14 protein-coding genes and 1 pseudogene are annotated in these 16,813 nt (G+C 66.4%); 8 read left to right on the forward strand and 7 right to left on the reverse strand.

Annotation, left to right across the window (positions count from 1 at the left end):
• On the forward strand, positions 1–558 hold a 558-nt coding region (locus tag I53_RS07415), incomplete at its 5' end, for a class II aldolase/adducin family protein (RefSeq protein ID WP_043348546.1).
• Positions 559–751: 193 nt separating this feature from the next.
• Here the strand turns inward: I53_RS07415 and I53_RS07420 are convergent.
• Entirely contained in the window at positions 752–1,651 is a 900-nt protein-coding gene (locus tag I53_RS07420) for a LysR family transcriptional regulator (RefSeq protein WP_043348549.1), read from the reverse strand.
• Positions 1,652–1,792: 141 nt separating this feature from the next.
• Here I53_RS07420 and I53_RS07425 point away from each other — a divergent pair, with 141 nt between their 5' ends.
• Positions 1,793–3,955, forward strand: a complete 2,163-nt coding sequence (locus I53_RS07425; protein ID WP_043348552.1) for a malate synthase G — start codon at positions 1,793–1,795, stop codon at positions 3,953–3,955.
• A gap of 160 nt (positions 3,956–4,115) precedes the next feature.
• On the opposite strand, the gene flhB is transcribed toward I53_RS07425, so the two are convergent.
• The 6 genes from flhB to motA form a co-directional block, all read right to left on the reverse strand.
• Positions 4,116–5,177 (reverse strand): flagellar biosynthesis protein FlhB, encoded by a 1,062-nt coding sequence (flhB, locus tag I53_RS07430; protein WP_043348554.1) that lies wholly within the window; start codon positions 5,175–5,177, stop codon positions 4,116–4,118.
• 14 nt (positions 5,178–5,191) lie between these two features.
• Complete coding sequence (locus I53_RS07435; RefSeq protein WP_043348557.1) at positions 5,192–6,220, reverse strand: flagellar motor switch protein FliG; 1,029 nt, start codon at positions 6,218–6,220, stop codon at positions 5,192–5,194.
• Between the two features lie 14 nt (positions 6,221–6,234).
• Positions 6,235–6,627 carry a flagellar motor switch protein FliN gene (gene fliN / locus I53_RS07440; protein WP_043348558.1) on the reverse strand — a complete coding sequence of 131 codons (393 nt, stop codon included), beginning with the start codon at positions 6,625–6,627 and terminating at the stop codon, positions 6,235–6,237.
• A gap of 91 nt (positions 6,628–6,718) precedes the next feature.
• Positions 6,719–7,060 (reverse strand): hypothetical protein, encoded by a 342-nt coding sequence (locus tag I53_RS07445; protein ID WP_236952921.1) that lies wholly within the window; start codon positions 7,058–7,060, stop codon positions 6,719–6,721.
• Complete coding sequence (locus tag I53_RS07450; RefSeq protein ID WP_043348563.1) at positions 7,041–7,970, reverse strand: flagellar motor switch protein FliM; 930 nt, start codon at positions 7,968–7,970, stop codon at positions 7,041–7,043. The genes I53_RS07445 and I53_RS07450 overlap by 20 nt, the downstream gene beginning before the upstream one ends.
• A gap of 2 nt (positions 7,971–7,972) precedes the next feature.
• Positions 7,973–8,860, reverse strand: coding sequence for a flagellar motor stator protein MotA (gene motA / locus I53_RS07455; protein WP_043348565.1), 888 nt, complete (start codon positions 8,858–8,860; stop codon positions 7,973–7,975).
• 526 nt (positions 8,861–9,386) lie between these two features.
• Between motA and I53_RS07460 the strand changes: the two genes are divergently transcribed.
• The 6 genes and pseudogenes from I53_RS07460 to I53_RS07485 all read left to right on the forward strand — a co-directional run.
• Positions 9,387–10,805: a DUF1217 domain-containing protein gene (locus I53_RS07460; RefSeq protein WP_043348568.1), complete on the forward strand. Its 1,419-nt coding sequence runs from the start codon at positions 9,387–9,389 to the stop codon at positions 10,803–10,805.
• 1 nt (position 10,806) lies between these two features.
• On the forward strand, positions 10,807–11,547 hold the full coding sequence (gene flgF / locus I53_RS07465) for a flagellar basal-body rod protein FlgF (protein ID WP_043348571.1): 741 nt from the start codon (positions 10,807–10,809) through the stop codon (positions 11,545–11,547).
• 42 nt (positions 11,548–11,589) lie between these two features.
• The gene (gene fliI / locus I53_RS07470) at positions 11,590–12,915 is read left to right on the forward strand and encodes a flagellar protein export ATPase FliI (RefSeq protein ID WP_083935996.1); all 1,326 of its coding nucleotides are present in this window, start codon (positions 11,590–11,592) and stop codon (positions 12,913–12,915) included.
• 186 nt (positions 12,916–13,101) lie between these two features.
• Positions 13,102–14,309, forward strand: a pseudogene (locus I53_RS07475) (flagellar hook protein FlgE).
• Between the two features lie 22 nt (positions 14,310–14,331).
• Positions 14,332–15,789 carry a flagellar hook-associated protein FlgK gene (flgK, locus tag I53_RS07480; RefSeq protein WP_043348575.1) on the forward strand — a complete coding sequence of 486 codons (1,458 nt, stop codon included), beginning with the start codon at positions 14,332–14,334 and terminating at the stop codon, positions 15,787–15,789.
• A gap of 4 nt (positions 15,790–15,793) precedes the next feature.
• The coding region (locus I53_RS07485; RefSeq protein ID WP_043348578.1) for a flagellar hook-associated family protein at positions 15,794–16,813 on the forward strand (1,020 nt) is incomplete at its 3' end.

Here is a 16,813-nt window from a genome sequence, read left to right on the forward strand (position 1 = left end):
GACGGCCACGTGCTCGCGAACCCGATGGGGCTCGGCATCAATCCGGCCGGGTTCACGATCCACAGCGCCATCCACGCCGCCCGCGCCGACGCGATCTGCGTGCTGCACACCCACACGGTGGCGGGGGTCGCGGTCTCCTGTCAGGAGGAGGGGCTGCTGCCCCTGAACCAGTGGTCGATGCAGTTCACGGGGCGCGTCGCCTACCACGCTTACGAGGGCATCGCCCTCGATCTCGACGAGCGGCAGCGGCTGGTGGCCGATCTCGGCGACAAGCCCGTGATGGTGCTGCGCAACCACGGCCTGCTGACCTGCGGGCGCACGGTCGGCGAGGCGTTCCGGCTGATGCACAACATGGAGCGCTCGTGCCGGGCGCAGCTGGCGATCCAGGCGGCCGGCGCGCCGGTGATCCGGCCCTCCGCCGCCATCGCCACCAAGACCGCCGGGCAATACGCCGCCGGCTACGACCGCGTCGTCGTCCAGGGAGCGCCCGACAACGAATGGGCGGCGTTCAAGCGGATGCTGGCGCGGACCGATCCCGATGTCTTCGCGGCGGGGTGAGGCGCGACGTCGATCGGGTGGGATCCGCGCCCCCGCTTCCGGGCGGGCGGTTTCACCCGTATTCCGCCGGCCATCAAAGTCGTGAGCGACGAGTGCCTGTCCCCTCTCCCTCGTGAGGCGGAGCGCGCGGCGCCGGCTGTGTGACGTCGGTCGCTTCTGCGGGGGAGGGGGACGCGTCGCCCCTCGCCCCCCCTCACCCCTCCGTCCAGGCCCCGCTCGACCGGTAGGTCTGCTTCAGGAACGCGATGAAGGCCCGGGTCTTGGCGGGCACGAAGGCGCGGCTCGGATAGACCGCGAAGATGCCCGCCGAGGCCGCGGCCGTGTAGGCGGGCAGCACCACCTCCAGGAGCCCGCCGCGCAGCTCCGCGTGCACGTCCCAGGTGGAGCGGAGCGCGATCCCGAGGCCGCCGATCACCGCCTCGCGCACCACCTCGTTGGAATGGGTGCGCAGGGGGCCCGACGCGGTGACCGTGCAGGGTCCCTCCGGTCCGATGAGCCGCCAGGGGTTCTGGTTCTCGGTGGCGAGGCACACATGGCCGCGCAGATCGTCCAGGGTCTGCGGTCGCCCCGCCGCATCGAGGTAGCTCGGCCGCGCGCACAGAACCCGCCGCACCGGCGCGAGGCGCACCGCCGTCAGTCCGGAACTCTCCAGCGCGCCCACCCGGATGGCGAGGTCGTAGCCGCGCTCGACGATGGACTCGAAATCGTCGCTCAGCTCCAGGTTCAGCACGAGGTCGGGGTGGAGGGCGAAGAAGGCCCCCAGATGCGGGACGATGTGCAGGCGCCCGAAGGAACTCGGCGCCGTCACCCGGAGCGTTCCCCGCGCCCGCGTGGCGTTCTGCGAGACGAGGCTTTCGGCCTCCGCGATGGCGTCGACGATCGGGGCGATCCGCTCGAAGAACGCCGCGCCGATATCGGTCGGCGCCAGCCGCCGCGTGGTGCGGTGCAGCAGGCGCACGGCGAGCCGCTCCTCCAGCCGCTTCAGCCGCTTCGAGACCACCGCCACCGACAGGCCGAGCTCCGACCCGGCCCGGGTCAGGCTGCCGGTTCGCACCACCCGGGCGAAGATCTCCAGGTCGCTCTGGTCGTTCATTCTCAACGCTGCGGAAAAAATTAAATCCCTTTTGCCGACTTTTCGGCGGGTGCCAAGCGGTCTATCGCTGTGAGATCAAAAAAATTTCACGGGCCGTTCGACTTTTTCTGACGCACGGCGCCCCATTTCCCAGAGGATCGCATGTCGAATCTCGTCGTCGCCGAGGATCTCCGCACCTTCCTGTCCGAGGAGGCGCTGCCCGGAACCGGCCTCTCGGCCGACCGGTTCTGGTCGGGCTTCGCGGCGATCGTCCGCGACCTCGCACCGCACAATCGGGCGCTGCTCGACCGGCGCGACGGCCTCCAGGCCGACATCGATTCCTGGCACCGCGACCATCGCGGCCTGCCGCACGATCCGGCCGCCTACGCGGCCTACCTCACGCAGATCGGCTACCTGCAGCCGGAGCCCGACGCTGTGCGGGTGACCACGGAGAACGTGGACGCGGAGATCGCGCAAAATGGCGGGCCCCAGCTCGTCGTGCCGATCTCGAACGCCCGCTACGCGCTCAACGCCGCCAATGCCCGCTGGGGCAGCCTCTACGACGCCCTCTACGGCACCGACGCGATCCCGCAGGACGGCGACCTCGCCCCCGGCACCGGGTTCAACCCGGCCCGGGGCGCCGCCGTGGTGGCCAAGACCAAGGCCCTCCTCGACGCGACCGCCCCGCTCAGCGTCGGCTCCTGGGCGGATGCGGTGGGCTTCTCGGTGACGGGCGGCCGCCTCGCCGTCGCTCTCGGCGCCGGACGGAGCGCCGGCCTGACCGGCACGGCGGACTTCGCGGGCTATACCGGCGCCCCCGAGGCGCCGACCGCGCTCCTGCTGCGCCACAACGGCCTGCACGTCGAGATCGTCATCGACCGGACGAGCCCGATCGGCCGCACCGACCCCGCCGGCATCGCCGACGTGGTGCTGGAATCCGCCCTCTCGACCATCATGGACATGGAGGATTCGGTCGCCGCCGTGGACGCGGCCGACAAGGTCGCGGTCTATCGCAGCTGGCTCGGCCTGATGCGCGGCGACCTCGTGGCCACCCTGTCCAAGGGCGGCCGGACCGTCGAGCGGCGGCTTGCCGCGGACCGCACCTACACGGCGCCCGACGGGGGAAGCCTGACCCTGCCGGGGCGGTCGCTGATGCTGGTCCGGCATGTCGGCCATCACATGTACACCGACGCCGTGACCCTCGACGGCGCCGAGATCCCCGAGACGCTCCTCGACGCGGCGGTGACCGCGCTGATCGCCCTGCACGACCTGAATGGGACCGGCTCCTTGCGCAACAGCCGGACGGGCTCGGTCTACATGGTCAAGCCGAAGCTGCACGGCCCCGACGAGGTCGCCTTCGCGGTGGAGCTGTTCGGGCGGGTCGAGGCCCTCGTCGGGCTCGCGCCGCGGACGCTCAAGATCGGCGTGATGGACGAGGAGCGGCGCACGACGCTCAACCTGAAGGCGGCGATCGCCGCCGCGGCGGACCGGCTGTTCTTCATCAACACCGGCTTCCTCGACCGGACCGGGGACGAGATCCACACCTCCCTGGAGGCCGGTCCAGTGGTCCGCAAGGATTCCATGAAGGCGACCGCCTGGATCAAGGCCTACGAGGACGGGAATGTCGATGCCGGCCTCGCCTGTGGCTTGCCGGGCCACGCGCAGATCGGCAAGGGCATGTGGGCCGCCCCCGACCAGATGGCGGCGATGCTGGAGGCGAAGGGCGCCCACCCGGAAGCCGGCGCCAACACCGCCTGGGTGCCGTCGCCGACGGCGGCCACGCTCCACGCGCTGCACTACCACCGGACGGATGTCCGTGCCCGCCAGGCGGACCTGGCCGGCCGGGCGCCCGCCACCCGGGACGCCATGCTGATCCTGCCCCTCGCCGAGGGCGCCTTTGCGCCGGAGGCGATCCGGGAGGAGCTCGACAACAACTGCCAGGGGATCCTGGGCTACGTGGTCCGCTGGATCGACCAGGGCGTCGGCTGCTCGAAGGTGCCGGACATCCACGAGGTCGGCCTGATGGAGGACCGCGCCACCCTGCGGATCTCCAGCCAGCACATCGCCAACTGGCTGCGCCACGGGATCGTGGACCGGGCGCAGGTCGACGCGGCGTTGCGGCGGATGGCGGCGGTGGTCGACCGCCAGAACGCGGGCGATCCGGCCTACCGGCCGATGGCTCCGGGCTTCGACGGCCCGGCTTTCCGGGCCGCGGAGGCCCTGGTGTTCGAGGGCGCGCGCCAGCCCAACGGCTACACCGAGTTCGTGCTGCACCGGTTCCGCCGGGAGGCGAAGCGCCGACAGGCCGACGGTCGGGCGGCCTGAGGCCGGGGAACGCGGGCGCCAGGATCAGGGGCCGGGTTCGACAAGCGATCGTCGCCCCGCGGCGCGCCCTCCCGCATTTCTGAGGGCCGGCGCCCGCCGGGGGGGGCGCCGGCCGGCCAGGCCGGGTTCCCCGATCCGCGGGCCGGTCACCCGCGGCCGCTCAGCGGCGCTTGCGCGTCATCACGTAGACGAGGAGATTCGCCACCGCCCGGTAGAATTCCGCCGGGATTGCCTGATTGATCTCCACGTGGTCGTACATCGCCCGGGTCAGGGCCTTGTCGACGACCACCTCGATCCGGTTCCTCTCGGCGATCTCGCGGATGCGCAGGGCGATCAGGTCCGCCCCCTTGGCCAGCACCACCGGGGCGTCGCTCTCGCTCTGATCGTAGCGCAGCGCGATGGCGAAGTGCGTCGGGTTCGCCAGGATCATCGTGGCGCGGGGCACCGCCGCCATCATCTGCTTGCGCAGCCGGTCCTGCGCCAGCGAGCGCAGCCTGGCCTTCACAAGCGGGTCGCCCTCGAGCTGCTTGAACTCGTCCTTCAGCTCCTGTCGCGACATCCGCAGGTCACGCTGCCAGCGCAGGCGGGACCAGACCAGATCGCCCGCCACCAGCGCGATGGTCGCCACGCTGACGGCCGAGATGAGGCGGACCGACAGGGTCAGCAGGAACTCGGGCAGGCCGATCGGATCCACAAACATGGCGTCCACGATCTCGTACCGGTCTGCGCGCAGAACCATGAAGGACATGCCGCCGATCGCCAGAAACTTGAAGAGGCTCTTTCCGAACTCGACAAACCCCTGTGTACTGAAGATCCGCTTCCAGCCGCTCGCGGGCGAGATGCGAGACCATTGGGGCTGGATGCGATCAAACACGATGCGGGGCGCGTTCTGAAAGATCGAGGCGGCGATCCCGGCGACGAGCAGGATCACCAGAACCGGCAACAGGAACCGGCCCATTTCCAGGGCCAGGGCGTGAACGAGGCGCGTGGCGTCCGGGCTGGTCTCCACGCTGAAGTTGCGCGGCTGCTCGAGGAGCAGGGTGAGCCGCCGCACGAATGCAGCCCCCTGATCCCGCACCACGAACACGAGGAAGACCAGCAGGCCCATGATCGAGGCGAAGACCGGGGCCTCGCGCGAGAAGGGGGTATTGCCCTGCGCGACCGCGTCGCTGATCTTCTTCTCGCTGGCCGCCTCGGTTTTGCTCTCCTTGTCATCCGACATCGCGGCAGTCCCGCTCAGCGGATGTAGGTCTCATCCGAATCCGCGGAGCTGAGTTCGATCTCGCCTCGGGCGGCCATCTCGAGCGCCTGATCGGTGATCGCGCGGCGGGCCTCGTGCACATCCCGCTGCGAGGCGGGCTCGCCGCCCTCGAGTTCGTGCTCCACCAGGCGCCGCGCGCGGGCCGTCAGGGCACTGAGCACGACGTTGCGCAGCTGTCCGCTCGTGCCCTTGAGCGCCAGGATGACCTTCTCGTGGGGGATCTGGTCGAACAGGGTCGTGCGGGCCCGCGGTGTCAGGTTGATGATGTCGTCGAAGGTGAAGAGCAGGCTCTTCAGGATCTCCGCCGATTTCGGGCGCGACTGCGTGAGGTTGTCCAGGACCTCCTCCATGCTCTGGCGCTCCATCTTGTTGATGATGTCGGCCATGCGCGAATGGGTATCCGCCGCGGCGTTGCGCGCCAGATTGATCATGAAGTCCTCGTGGATGGTCTGTTCGATCATCTTCATCGTGGTCTCGACGATCGGCTTGAACGTCAGCATGCGCCGCATGACCGCGTTGCGCATCGGCGCCGGGAGCTGGGCCATCACCTTGGCGGCACAGGCCGGCTTGACCTTCGACAGGATCAGGGCCGCGGTCTGCGGATGTTCCTTGATCAGGTAGGCGGCAAGAGCCGTCTCCGAGCCGTTCGAGATCCGGTCCCAGATCGACCGCTCCCCCCCGCCGAGCACATCGGCCATGATCTCGGCGATCTGCTCCGGAGGCAGGACCCCCTCCAGCAGCTTCTCCATCTCGCGGGCCGTCCCGATCAGGTTCGCCCCGTCGGCGAAGAAGGCCGCCAGCTGCTCGACGATCGTCTCGAGCTGCGGCTTGGGGACGGGCCCGAGCTGCGAGACGGCGCGCGTGATCTGCTTCAGTTCGGCCTGGTCGAAATACTTGACGAGCCGGCTGGCCGTCGTCTTCTTCATCGCGATGAGGACGGCCGCGACCTCCTCGGCAGGGGTCAGCACTCTTCGACCGACTTTGGTCATGGAACCTGCGGCCATGGCGCTGCTTCCTCTCAGCCGTTGGAATCGGCCGCTGCGGGACCGACGATTTCGGTGAGGGACACGCCGAAGCGGGAATTGTCGTCCTCGACCACGACGACTTCGCCCCGGGCGATGACGCGGCCGTTCACGACGACGTCGACCGGTTCGCCCACGCGATGGTCCAGGGGAACGATCGCTCCTCGGCCCAGCTTCATCAGGTTGGCGACCGGCATCGTGGCCGATCCGAGGACCACCTGCATCAAGACCGGAATCCGGAGGATGGAATCGAGATTCCGGCCATGGCCCAAGCGCTCGTCCTGCGCCCGCTGGCCGTCGGCATGCGCCTCGATCTTGGCGAACAGGCTGTCGCTATGCCCACTCCCGGTCCCGGACTCGACATTCACGTGGTCTGCGGGGGATGACATCAAACGCTCCTCAAGGATGGGACGATTCGCGGCCGAGCCGCACCGGGACCGGCGGTCGCGGGGGAGGGTGGCCACGTCGGCTGAGCCGGCATCAGGCGCTCGTCAGGTTGCCGCCGACGGCAGGTTCAGGGCTCGCATCGCCGGGCTGTGCCGCGTTCGCCAGCCTGATCCGCTCCGCCTTCAGCTCGGCCAGGGCCACCTTGGCGCACTCGATCTCGCGGCTCAGATCTTCGAGGACGACACGCCCGTCCTGGGCGAAGGACTGGACGGCGTTGCTCGCGCCGACGAGGGCGGACGCGCTCCAATCGACCATGTCGCGGTACTGGGCATGATACCGGTCGAGCCGCTTCAGTCGCATGTACATCGGTACGAGGCAGGCGGTCGTCGCGACCAGGGCCGCGAACAGCAGGGCCTCAGCGAGAGAGAACATCATCGATAAATTCCTGATCCTGATCGATGAAGCGGTCCACGCGCAGGACGACGCCGCCCTCCTCCTGCCCGACATCGCACCAGAACAGATCGCGGTCGTTGCCGACCAGCTTGACACGGCTGCGCGGGGTCGCCCGCAGTTCTAGCACCTGGCCCACGCTGAGCTCGGCGATCTCGCCGAGCGTCAGCTGCTTCTCCTCCAGGATCGCCTTGAGGGTCACCGGCGTCTTCTGCACCTCGCCGGCGATCTGCTTCGTCCACCGGGAGTCCCGGGCGGAGGTCTCACCCACCAGGATCCGCGCCAGGCTCTGCCGCATCGGATTCAGGACGGATTGCGGGATGACGATGAACATCTCTCCGCCGCGATTGAGCGCCTGCAGGACGAATTTCGCCGCCACCGCTTGGTTGTTCCGGCGGCCGATGACGGCGAAATCCATTCGCAGCTCCGTCCGCTCGAGCTTGAACGGCGTGTCCGCCACCAGCGCGAATGCGGACTGCATCGCCTTGCCGATCTGCTCGAAGAGGCGCTGCGCGATCCGCATCTCGATATTCGAGAAGGATCGTTCCTCGTCGAGCGGCGGTTCGGAGCCGTCGGCACCGAGGAGCGCCTCCACCATCGTGAAGATGAAGTCGCGGTCGAAACCGACCAGGATGTGACTGTCCCATTCGGGCGCCTTGAAGATGCCGGCGACCGCGTTCGCCTCGTAGGGCTCCAGGATGTCTCCGAACCGCTGGCTCTCGACATTGCTCAGCGAGAAGTAGACCGGGGAGGCTGCGAGGTGGCGGAGCTGCTCCGCGCAGAACGTCGCCGCCCGGTCGAGGATCACGTGCAGCATCGGCAGGCGATCGAGGGAGAGCCCTGCGGCGTCCAGGAGCCGATCCCGGATGTCGTTGGCGACCGGTTGTTTGTCCATGATCAAGCCGCCTCACGCAGGGCGCTCTCGCTGCGCGGCGCGCCCGTGATCGTCGCGTTCTCCACCTCGTCGATCGTCGGCCGGTAGGCCGCCGTGATGGCCTTGCGGCCATGCTCGACGGCGATCTGGGGCAGCGCGCCGTTCATGAAGGCCAGCAGAGTCTGCTTGACGATGATGAAGACCCGGGCCTGCGCCTCGCGGGTCGCCTTCACCTTGTTGGCGAGCGGCGCCACGACGCTGTAGGAGACGAGAATGCCGGTGAAGGTGCCCACCAGGGCGGCCCCGATCAGGCTTCCCAGCAGGGCGGGGGATTGGTCGAGCGCCCCCATCGCCTTCACGATACCGAGGATCGCCGCCACGATCCCCAGGGCCGGCAAGCCGTCGGCCATGTTCATCAGCGCGAAGTAGACCTTCAGCTTGTCGCCGCGGTGCGTCGCGATCTCCTCCTCCATCAGCGCCTCGATCTCGTAGGGCCGCGCATTGCCGACCAGAATGAGACGGACATAGTCGCAGATGAACAGCGTCAGTTCCTGGTCGCGGGCCACGCGCGGATAGGCCTTGAAGATCTCGGACTCATCCGGTCTGTCCAAGTGAGTTTCGACCTCGTTGCGCGGCTTTGACCGAAGTTCCCGTGTCAGCGCGAACAAAAGGCCGAGCAAGGAAAGGTAATCCTCCTGTCTCGGCTCCCGTGCGAACAGAGCATCCCGGACCGCACCGGCGGTGTCCATCACCACCCGCGCCGGGTTGGCGACGATGAACGCACCGATCGCGGCGCCCCCGACAATGATGAATTCGAAAGGCTGCCAGACCACCATGAGGTGGCCGCCCATGGCCCAGAAGCCGCCCGCGACACAGACCATCGCGGTCAGCAAGCCGATGATAACACCCACGTAGCGCCTCGACGTCGTATGGATCGCTACACCGGGCCGTAGACGGTCATGCTTGCGTCGGGCTGGAGCCTGCGTGGGGCGCCCGATGCCGTTGCCGGGGCGATTGCCCGTCCGAGACGGGCACTCGCCCTTGCCCTTGCGACGCCGACGATCCCGAAGCCGCAGCCCGTCGCGGAAGGGCGCCTTTCTCAGAGGACACCGCAGCAAACCTCGAACGGGATCCCGATCGAGATCGCTCGGTCGTCCCTCAGCAGAGGGACGGATGTCGGGCGCGGCACCGACAGAAGCCGGGCGCTGTCAATCACGGCCTATCAGAGGACAGCGAACGCCATAAGGTTATTCCGGATACGCGCCCCATCTCCGCTGCGCACGACGGCCTCGGCGACGACCCAGGCAAGGTCCGGACAAGCTCCACCACCTAAAAAGAGTCTGGCCCCGGCCTGCGAGATTGGCAAACTCTCATCGATATTGTGGCTGAATCATTGTCGCAATACGACAAACTTCATACAAAACCTGGAGACGACACATGTCTTCGACGGCCGCACAATATCAGATCATCTCGAGAGATATTTCCAAATCATTGATCAACAAGGCTGCAGAAAGATCTGTGGCCCTCGAGACAAAATATTTTGCCGACCACATCGGCAGCGTTAAATCCGTCGATGATTTCATCGGCAATGCGCGCTTGTTCGCGTTCGCGATGCGGGCTTTTGGCCTTGAAGACATGACCTACGCCAAGGGCTTCATGAAGAAGGTTCTTCTGGGAGAGCCCGATGCGAACGGGCACATTCTGGTCAACCGACTTCAGGATTCCCGATACAGGGATTTTGCAAACGCCTTCAACTTCAGGTCTTACGGCGAGGATCCCAGTAAGCCGAAGACATTTGACAACCCCGAAATCGCGGCCATGATGGAGGCCATCGGATCGAACAAACCGATTGAACAGCGCCGCTCCCAATACGACAACCAAACAGAACGCGACGCACAATACATCCTGGACATTGCAGAGCACGTCAAATCCGCAAGCGACATCGCCGCGGATCGCAAACTGTCCTCCATTATCCGGACGGCGGTCGGGCTGCCGCCGGCCTCCGAGAAGGACGACATCGCAACACAGGCCTCACAGATCGAGAGCAAATTTGACGCTGCGACCTTCGGGAATCCGACGGCTTTGAACCAGCTCGTCGATCAGTTTGTCGAGGCCCGCAAGGACGGTCGCAGAGCGATCGTCGATTCTTATTTCCGGCCCGCGGGAGTCTATGCAGGATCCGACGCGGAAACGGAGAAATTGGTCACTTATTTCAAGGCTAAGGCGGGCACCCTTTACTCCGCTGCGGATATCGTTGCCGATGGCGTGCTCACAGACATTGTCTGGACCACCCTGGGCCTTCCCGCCACCACGGCATCGAAAGACTCCGACGCCCAGGCCGCTCTGATCGCGAAGAAACTCGACGTCCTGACACTGCGAGATCCCAGGACTCTCAGCCAGTTTCTTGATCGATTCAAGGATGCGCGCAACGCGGCTCGCACGGCGACGATCGACGCCTATGTCCAGCAGACCCTGGAGAGCGATGTCGGCGCAGAGGATCAGGGCACGCGGCTGGCCCTCTACTTCCGGCGCCAGGCCGGAAACGTCAAATCCGCGTATGGCATCCTGGCTGACAAGGCGCTGGCCGAAGTCGTTCGGACAGTGCTCGGCCTCTCTCCGGAGACAGCAAGGTCAAATATTGATTCTCAGGCGGCGATGATCAACAGAAAAATCGATATATCGAGCTTCAAAGATCCGGAAAAACTCGACAAATTCATCAAGCGCTTCACGATCATGTGGGATCAGAAGAACGATACGGCATCGACGCCGACGCTGTCGCTCTTCGGCGGGTCCGATTCGGGCTTCGACACCGGGCTTCTGCTCAAGCTGCAATCCATCCGGCTGGGGGGGCACTGACATGCAGGCGTCGCTTTACGTCACGCTGTCCGCCCAGATGGCGCTCGAACAGCGCCTGAACACCGTGGCGACCAACGTCGCCAATCTCGGGACCGCCGGCTACCGTGCGGAAGAGGTCAAGTTCGAGACGATCCTGTCCGAGGCGGGCGGGCGCGAGGTCGCGTTCACGACGCCGGGCGAGACCTTCCTGTCGCGCAAGGCCGGACCGCTCATCAAGACGGATTCGCCCCTCGACGTCGGCGTGCAGGGGGACGGCTGGCTGGCCGTGCGGGGCCCAGGAGGTCCGGTCTATACCCGCGACGGCCGGATGCAGGTCACGGCGGCCGGCGACCTGCAGGATCTGAGCGGGCGCCCGATCCTGGACCCCGGCGGTTCGCCCCTGACCGTCGATCCGGAAGGGCCCCCGATCACGATCGGACAGGACGGGATCATATCCCAGGGCACCAATCAGATCGGCGCACTCGGCGTGTTCCGTCTGGACCCGGCCGCGAAACTCACCCGTGTCGCCGGCGGTGCCGTCGCGTCGGACAGGCCGGGCCAGCCGATTCTGGACTTCAATCAGCGCGACGCGACCACGGTCCGGGTTCAGCAGGGATTCCAGGAGGGGGCCAACGTCAATCCGGTGATGGAGATGTCCCGGCTCATCGAGATCACGCGCACCTTCCAGAATGCGGCCGCCGCGGTGGCCGAAACCGAATCCTCGCTGCAGGACGCGATCCGCGGCCTCGGCCCGAGCGCGTAAGCGACCGCCATCGTGGACTCCACAAGGCTGCCGCGTGCTGAGATGAGCATGAACGCCCTCGACCGGCTCGCCCGCGTGCTGGAGGACCGGGACGATCATCCCCTCGTCAGAGTCGGGGGAGTCGTCCGGGAGATCGGGTTCGGCCATTGCCGCATCCGCATCAACACCCCCCTGCTGAGGCTCGGCGATCGGATGCAGATCGAGACCGGCGGGCGGAATCTCGACGGCGAGGTCGTGCGGATCGACGAAGACGGGGCGATCCTCAAGCCGTTCGAGAGCCGGATCGGCGCCGGCCTCGGATCGCCCGCCTATCGCGTGCCGACCTCGGATCCCCGACCCTGCGAGGACTGGAAGGATCGCGTCATCAACGCCCTGGGGCAGCCCATCGACGGAAAGGGGCCGTTGGCCAAGGGCGCGCGGGCGATGCCGCTGGATGCCGATCCTCCGCCCGCGATGCTGCGGTCCCGGGTGAACCGGCCGCTTCCGACCGGCGTGCGGGCCATGGACCTGTTCACGCCGCTCTGCGCGGCGCAGCGCATCGGCATCTTCGCGGGCTCCGGGGTCGGGAAGACCACGCTGCTGTCCATGCTGGCCCGCTGCTCCGGATTCGACGCCGTGGTCGTCGCCCTGGTCGGCGAGCGCGGGCGCGAGGTTCGGGAGTTCCTCGAGGGCCCTGTACAGGACAGTCGGTCCCGGTCGGTGGTCGTGGTCGCCACGGGCGACGAGAGCCCGATGATGCGCCGGCAGGCGCCGAAGCTCGCGTTCGCCGTCGCCGAGTATTTTCGCGATCAGGGCCAATCGGTCCTGCTCATCCTCGATTCGGTCACGCGCTTTGCCCATGCCGCCCGGGAGGTGGCCCTCGCGGCCGGCGAACCGCCAGTGGCACGGGGCTATCCGCCGAGCGTGTTCGGCGATCTGCCGCGTCTGCTGGAACGGGCCGGGCCGGGGACCGAGGGCGGCGGCACGATCACCGGCATCTTCTCGGTCCTGATCGACGGAGACGACCACAACGACCCGGTGGCCGACAGCATCCGCGGCACCCTCGACGGCCATATCGTCCTCGACCGGGCGATCGCCGATCAGGGCCGCTATCCGGCGATCAACCTGCTCGGCTCGATCTCACGCCTGGCCGACGTCGTGTGGACCCCGCAGCAGCGCGAACTCGTCCGCATGCTCAAGAGCCTGGTCGCGCGTTTCGAGGATTCCCGGGACCTGCGCCAGATGGGGGGATACCAGGCCGGAGCGGATCCGGAACTCGACCAAGCCGTCGTCTTGGTCCCGAAGATCTATGCGGCCCTCCGGCAGGATCCCACCGAGCCGCGCAGCCTCGACGCCTTCCTGGACCTCGCGAACGCGTTGCGAACCTGATCAACGGAGGCACGGGGCGGACCCGGATCCGAGGGGGGAGGGTCGATCGCCCGTGCCGATGGCAGGGCGTCACGAGGAACCGCGTCGCTCGCCGGCGCCGGTTCAGAAAAGCCGCTCGGAAAGCTTCGCGCAAGCGATCTCTGATCAGAGTCGGCCGAACATGATCAAAAAACGGGGACGTTCGTCATGGGACTTTATGGTGTGCTGAACAGCGGCGTCTCCGGAATGAACGCCCAAACCAATCGACTTGGAACGGTTGCTGACAATATCCAGAATCAGAATACAACCGGGTACAAGCGCGCATCAACCGAGTTCTCGTCGCTCCTGATCGACCCGAACCCGGGATCCTACGAGTCCGGATCGGTCGATACGATCGTGCGACACGCGATCACGAGCCAGGGCACCAGATCCGCGACGACGTCCGCCACCGACCTCGCCGTCAACGGCAACGGGTTCTTCGTCGTCAAGGATCCCGGCGGCAGGACTTACCTGACCCGAGCCGGGAATTTCATCGAAGACGCGACAACCAAGGATCTCGTGAATGCAGCCGGCATGCACCTGATGGGCTACAGCCTGGCCTCGGGCGATCCGAAGGTCTCGCTGAACAGCTATGACGGGCTCGTGCCCGTCAACACGGCCAGCCTGTCCATGCAGGCCCGCCCCTCCACCATCGGAACGATCAGCGGCAACCTTCCTGCCGACGCGGCGATCGTCACGGGCGGGGCGAATTTCACGAAGGCGACCAGCATAACCACCTATGACAATCTCGGCCACGCCGTTGTCGTCGATCTGTACTTCTCGAAGACGGCATCCAACACGTGGCAGGTCTCGGCCTACGATTCCAGCAAACCCGCGAACTTTCCCGGATCACCGCTCGGCCAGACAAATCTGACGTTCGACAGCAATGGCAAAATTCAAGGCCTGCCGAAACTGAACTTTACCGTTCCAAAGGGCCAGCCCATGTCTATCGACATGGCCAACATGACGGCTCTGGCAGGCGAATACACGATCACGGGGGGCGCCAACGGAAGCGCCCCGATGAGCGTCGTGGGAACGGACATCGACAGGGACGGGACGGTGTACGCCGTCTATCAGGACGGCAAGAAGGCGGCGGCCTTCAAGGTCCCGCTCGCCACTGTCGAGAGCCCGGACAATCTGAGTCCGCAGGCCGGCAATGTCTTCGATACCACCCCCAGTTCGGGCACGCCCCAATCGGCTTCGCCACCGTCGGCGGGCGCGGGCAGATCCTGAAGGGCATGCTCGAAGAATCGAACGTCGATCTCGGACCCGAGCTGGCGACGATGATCCAATCGCAGACCAGCTACGGCGCCAATTCCAAAGTGTTTCAGACCGGCGCCGAAATGCTCGAACTCCTCGTGAACCTGAAGCGCTGAGCTGGAATAGAGGACGTTCCACATGGGCCTTTCCGTTGCACTGAACGCCGCGCGCGGATCCCTGCTCGCCAACGCGACCCAGACCGACGTCGTGTCGCGGAACATCGCCGGGGCCCACGATCCGGCCTATTCGCGAAAGATCGCATCGCTCGTCACGACGGACGGGCCGGTCCGGGTCGTCATCAACCGCGCCAGCAACACGGCGTTGTTCGATCGGATGATGAGCAGCACGTCGGAACTCGCCGGCTATGAGGCGATCCTGACCGGGCTCACCACGCTGGAGGGTACGGTCGGCGACACGGACGCGCAGCGCTCCATCGCCGCAAAGGTCGGTATCCTGAACTCGGCACTGGGCGATGCCGCCAACCAGCCGAACGACGTGAATCTGGCGAAGGCCGCCGTTGCGGCCGCGCGGGACCTCGCGCGCGCGCTGAACCAAGCGAGCGACACGGTGCAGGCCGCCCGGCTGAGCGCCGACCAGGAGATCGCCGAGTCCGTCGCCACGATCAACGACCTGCTCGGAAAGTTCGACGCGGCCAATAAGGCCGTCGTCCTCGGGACGGCGCGCGGGGACGATATCAGCGATGCGCTCGACAACAGGGACAAGATCCTCACCCAGTTGTCCCAGGAGATCGGCATCAGCACGGTCGTCCGTGAGAACAACGACATGGCGATCTACGCCGATAACGGCTCGCCCCTGTTCGAAAGGCAGCCTCGGACGGTCACCTTCGAACCGACATCCGCCTTCGCGGCCGGGACGACCGGCAAGGCGGTGTTCATCGACGGGATGCGCGTGACCGGCAACGGCTCCCTGATGCCGCTGCAATCCGGCCGGATCGTGGGACAGATGACGATCCGCGACGAAGTCACGGTCACGTATCAGAAGCAGCTCGACGCCATCGCCGCCGGATTGATCAACGCCCTGTCGGAGACGGACAAGACGTCCGCGATCGGCGCGGCCCGGGCCGGCCTGTTCACCTATCCCGGCGGCCCGGCGCTTCCCGGGGCAGGCATTACGGGGCTCGCCCACACCATCCGCGTCAACGCCGCAGCCGATCCCGAGCAGGGCGGCAACCCGTTCACGCTGCGCGACGGCGGCATGAATGCGGGGGCGCAATATCTGTACAACGACACGCAGGCTGCCGCCTTCTCCGATCACTTGAACGCCTTGCGCGCCGCCCTCGGCGCGGAGCGGCCCTTTGCGGCGGCCTCGGAACTGCCGACCTCGGCATCCCTGCAAACCGCCGCGGCGGCGTCGGCGAGCTGGCTCGAAGCCGCCCGCAAGGCTGCGTCCCTCCAAGTCGACAAAGAATCAGCGGTGCTGGACAGCGCATCGACCGCGCTCTCGAACACGACCGGCGTGAACCGCGACGAGGAAGTCGCCTCGATGCTGCAGCTCGAGAAATCCTACGCGGCGTCCGCCAAGCTTATCGCGACCGTCAATGCGATGATCCAGTCTCTCCTTGATGCCGTGAGGTAGCGTCATGAAAACGAGCTACATCTCTACCGCCACGCTCTGGAACTCACCCCGCGCCGGCGCCGCCCGGCTGGAGGCGGAGATCGCGAAGGCGAATGCCGAAATGGTGCAGGGCGGCCGATACGCCGATGTCGGCCTTGAGCTCGGCCACAGGACCGGAACAGACATCAATCTGAGACAGGAGGTCGACGACCTCAAGGCGCAACAGAGCCGCAACAACATAACCGGGCTCCGGGTCAGCGGCACCTACGATGCGCTGACCCAGATCCGGACGGACAGCGAGTCCTTTCTCGCCCTCGTCACCCCTGGAAAGCTGTTCAGCAGCAACGGGGCCGAGACGGTCAAGGAGGCGTCATCGCGACTCTCGGCGCTGATCGCGCATCTGAACTCCGCCGTCGCGGGCCAATTCCTTTTCTCCGGAATCGATACCGACCGACGCCCGATCGCGGATACGCAATCCGTGCCGCCGGCGGCTGCCAAGCTAGCCTTCGCGCAGGCGTTCCAAACCGCCTTCGGCTTCGCTCCCGGAACGCTGCCAGCCGCGACCAACATCACGGCGACACAGATGCAGGCCTTCCTCGACGGCCCCGCATCCGCGCTTTTCGCCGACCCTCAATGGGGTGCGACATGGTCCGGTGCGTCGAACGTCAACATCCGCAGTGAACTCGCTGGCGGCGAAACGGCGGAGACATCCGTCAATGCCAACGTTCAGGCCGTTCGACAGCTCGCAATGCTGTATACGGTCGGTTCCGAAATCGGGCTGACCAGCCTCGCCCCGTCGACGCAGTCGATCGTGTACGACAAGATGCGGGACTTGGCGAGCCATGCCGCGTTCAACCTGACGCAGATCCAAGCCAGCGTCGGCATCGTTCAATCCAGAATGAAAGCCGCCGACAACCTGCTCGATTCCAAGATAAAGTTCCTGACCCTTGGATACAGCAATCTCGAGAGCGTCGATCTCGCAGAACTCAGGACACGCCAGGAAAATCTGAAAGCCGACCTCCAGGTCTCGTACAGTCTGACGAGC

Source organism: Methylobacterium sp. B1 (genome assembly GCF_000333255.1).
GTDB classification, from domain to species: domain Bacteria; phylum Pseudomonadota; class Alphaproteobacteria; order Rhizobiales; family Beijerinckiaceae; genus Methylobacterium; species Methylobacterium fujisawaense.

Coding starts and splice junctions, on each gene's coding strand:
- I53_RS07450 (WP_043348563.1), bottom strand. CDS start 7,970: ATGGACAAACAACCGGTCGCCAACGACATCCGGGATCGGCTCCTGGAC.
- I53_RS07420 (WP_043348549.1), bottom strand. CDS start 1,651: ATGAACGACCAGAGCGACCTGGAGATCTTCGCCCGGGTGGTGCGAACC.
- I53_RS07445 (WP_236952921.1), bottom strand. CDS start 7,060: ATGATGTTCTCTCTCGCTGAGGCCCTGCTGTTCGCGGCCCTGGTCGCG.
- fliN (WP_043348558.1), bottom strand. CDS start 6,627: ATGTCATCCCCCGCAGACCACGTGAATGTCGAGTCCGGGACCGGGAGT.
- flgF (WP_043348571.1), top strand. CDS start 10,807: ATGCAGGCGTCGCTTTACGTCACGCTGTCCGCCCAGATGGCGCTCGAA.
- I53_RS07460 (WP_043348568.1), top strand. CDS start 9,387: ATGTCTTCGACGGCCGCACAATATCAGATCATCTCGAGAGATATTTCC.
- I53_RS07435 (WP_043348557.1), bottom strand. CDS start 6,220: ATGGCCGCAGGTTCCATGACCAAAGTCGGTCGAAGAGTGCTGACCCCT.
- I53_RS07425 (WP_043348552.1), top strand. CDS start 1,793: ATGTCGAATCTCGTCGTCGCCGAGGATCTCCGCACCTTCCTGTCCGAG.
- fliI (WP_083935996.1), top strand. CDS start 11,590: ATGAGCATGAACGCCCTCGACCGGCTCGCCCGCGTGCTGGAGGACCGG.
- flhB (WP_043348554.1), bottom strand. CDS start 5,177: ATGTCGGATGACAAGGAGAGCAAAACCGAGGCGGCCAGCGAGAAGAAG.
- flgK (WP_043348575.1), top strand. CDS start 14,332: ATGGGCCTTTCCGTTGCACTGAACGCCGCGCGCGGATCCCTGCTCGCC.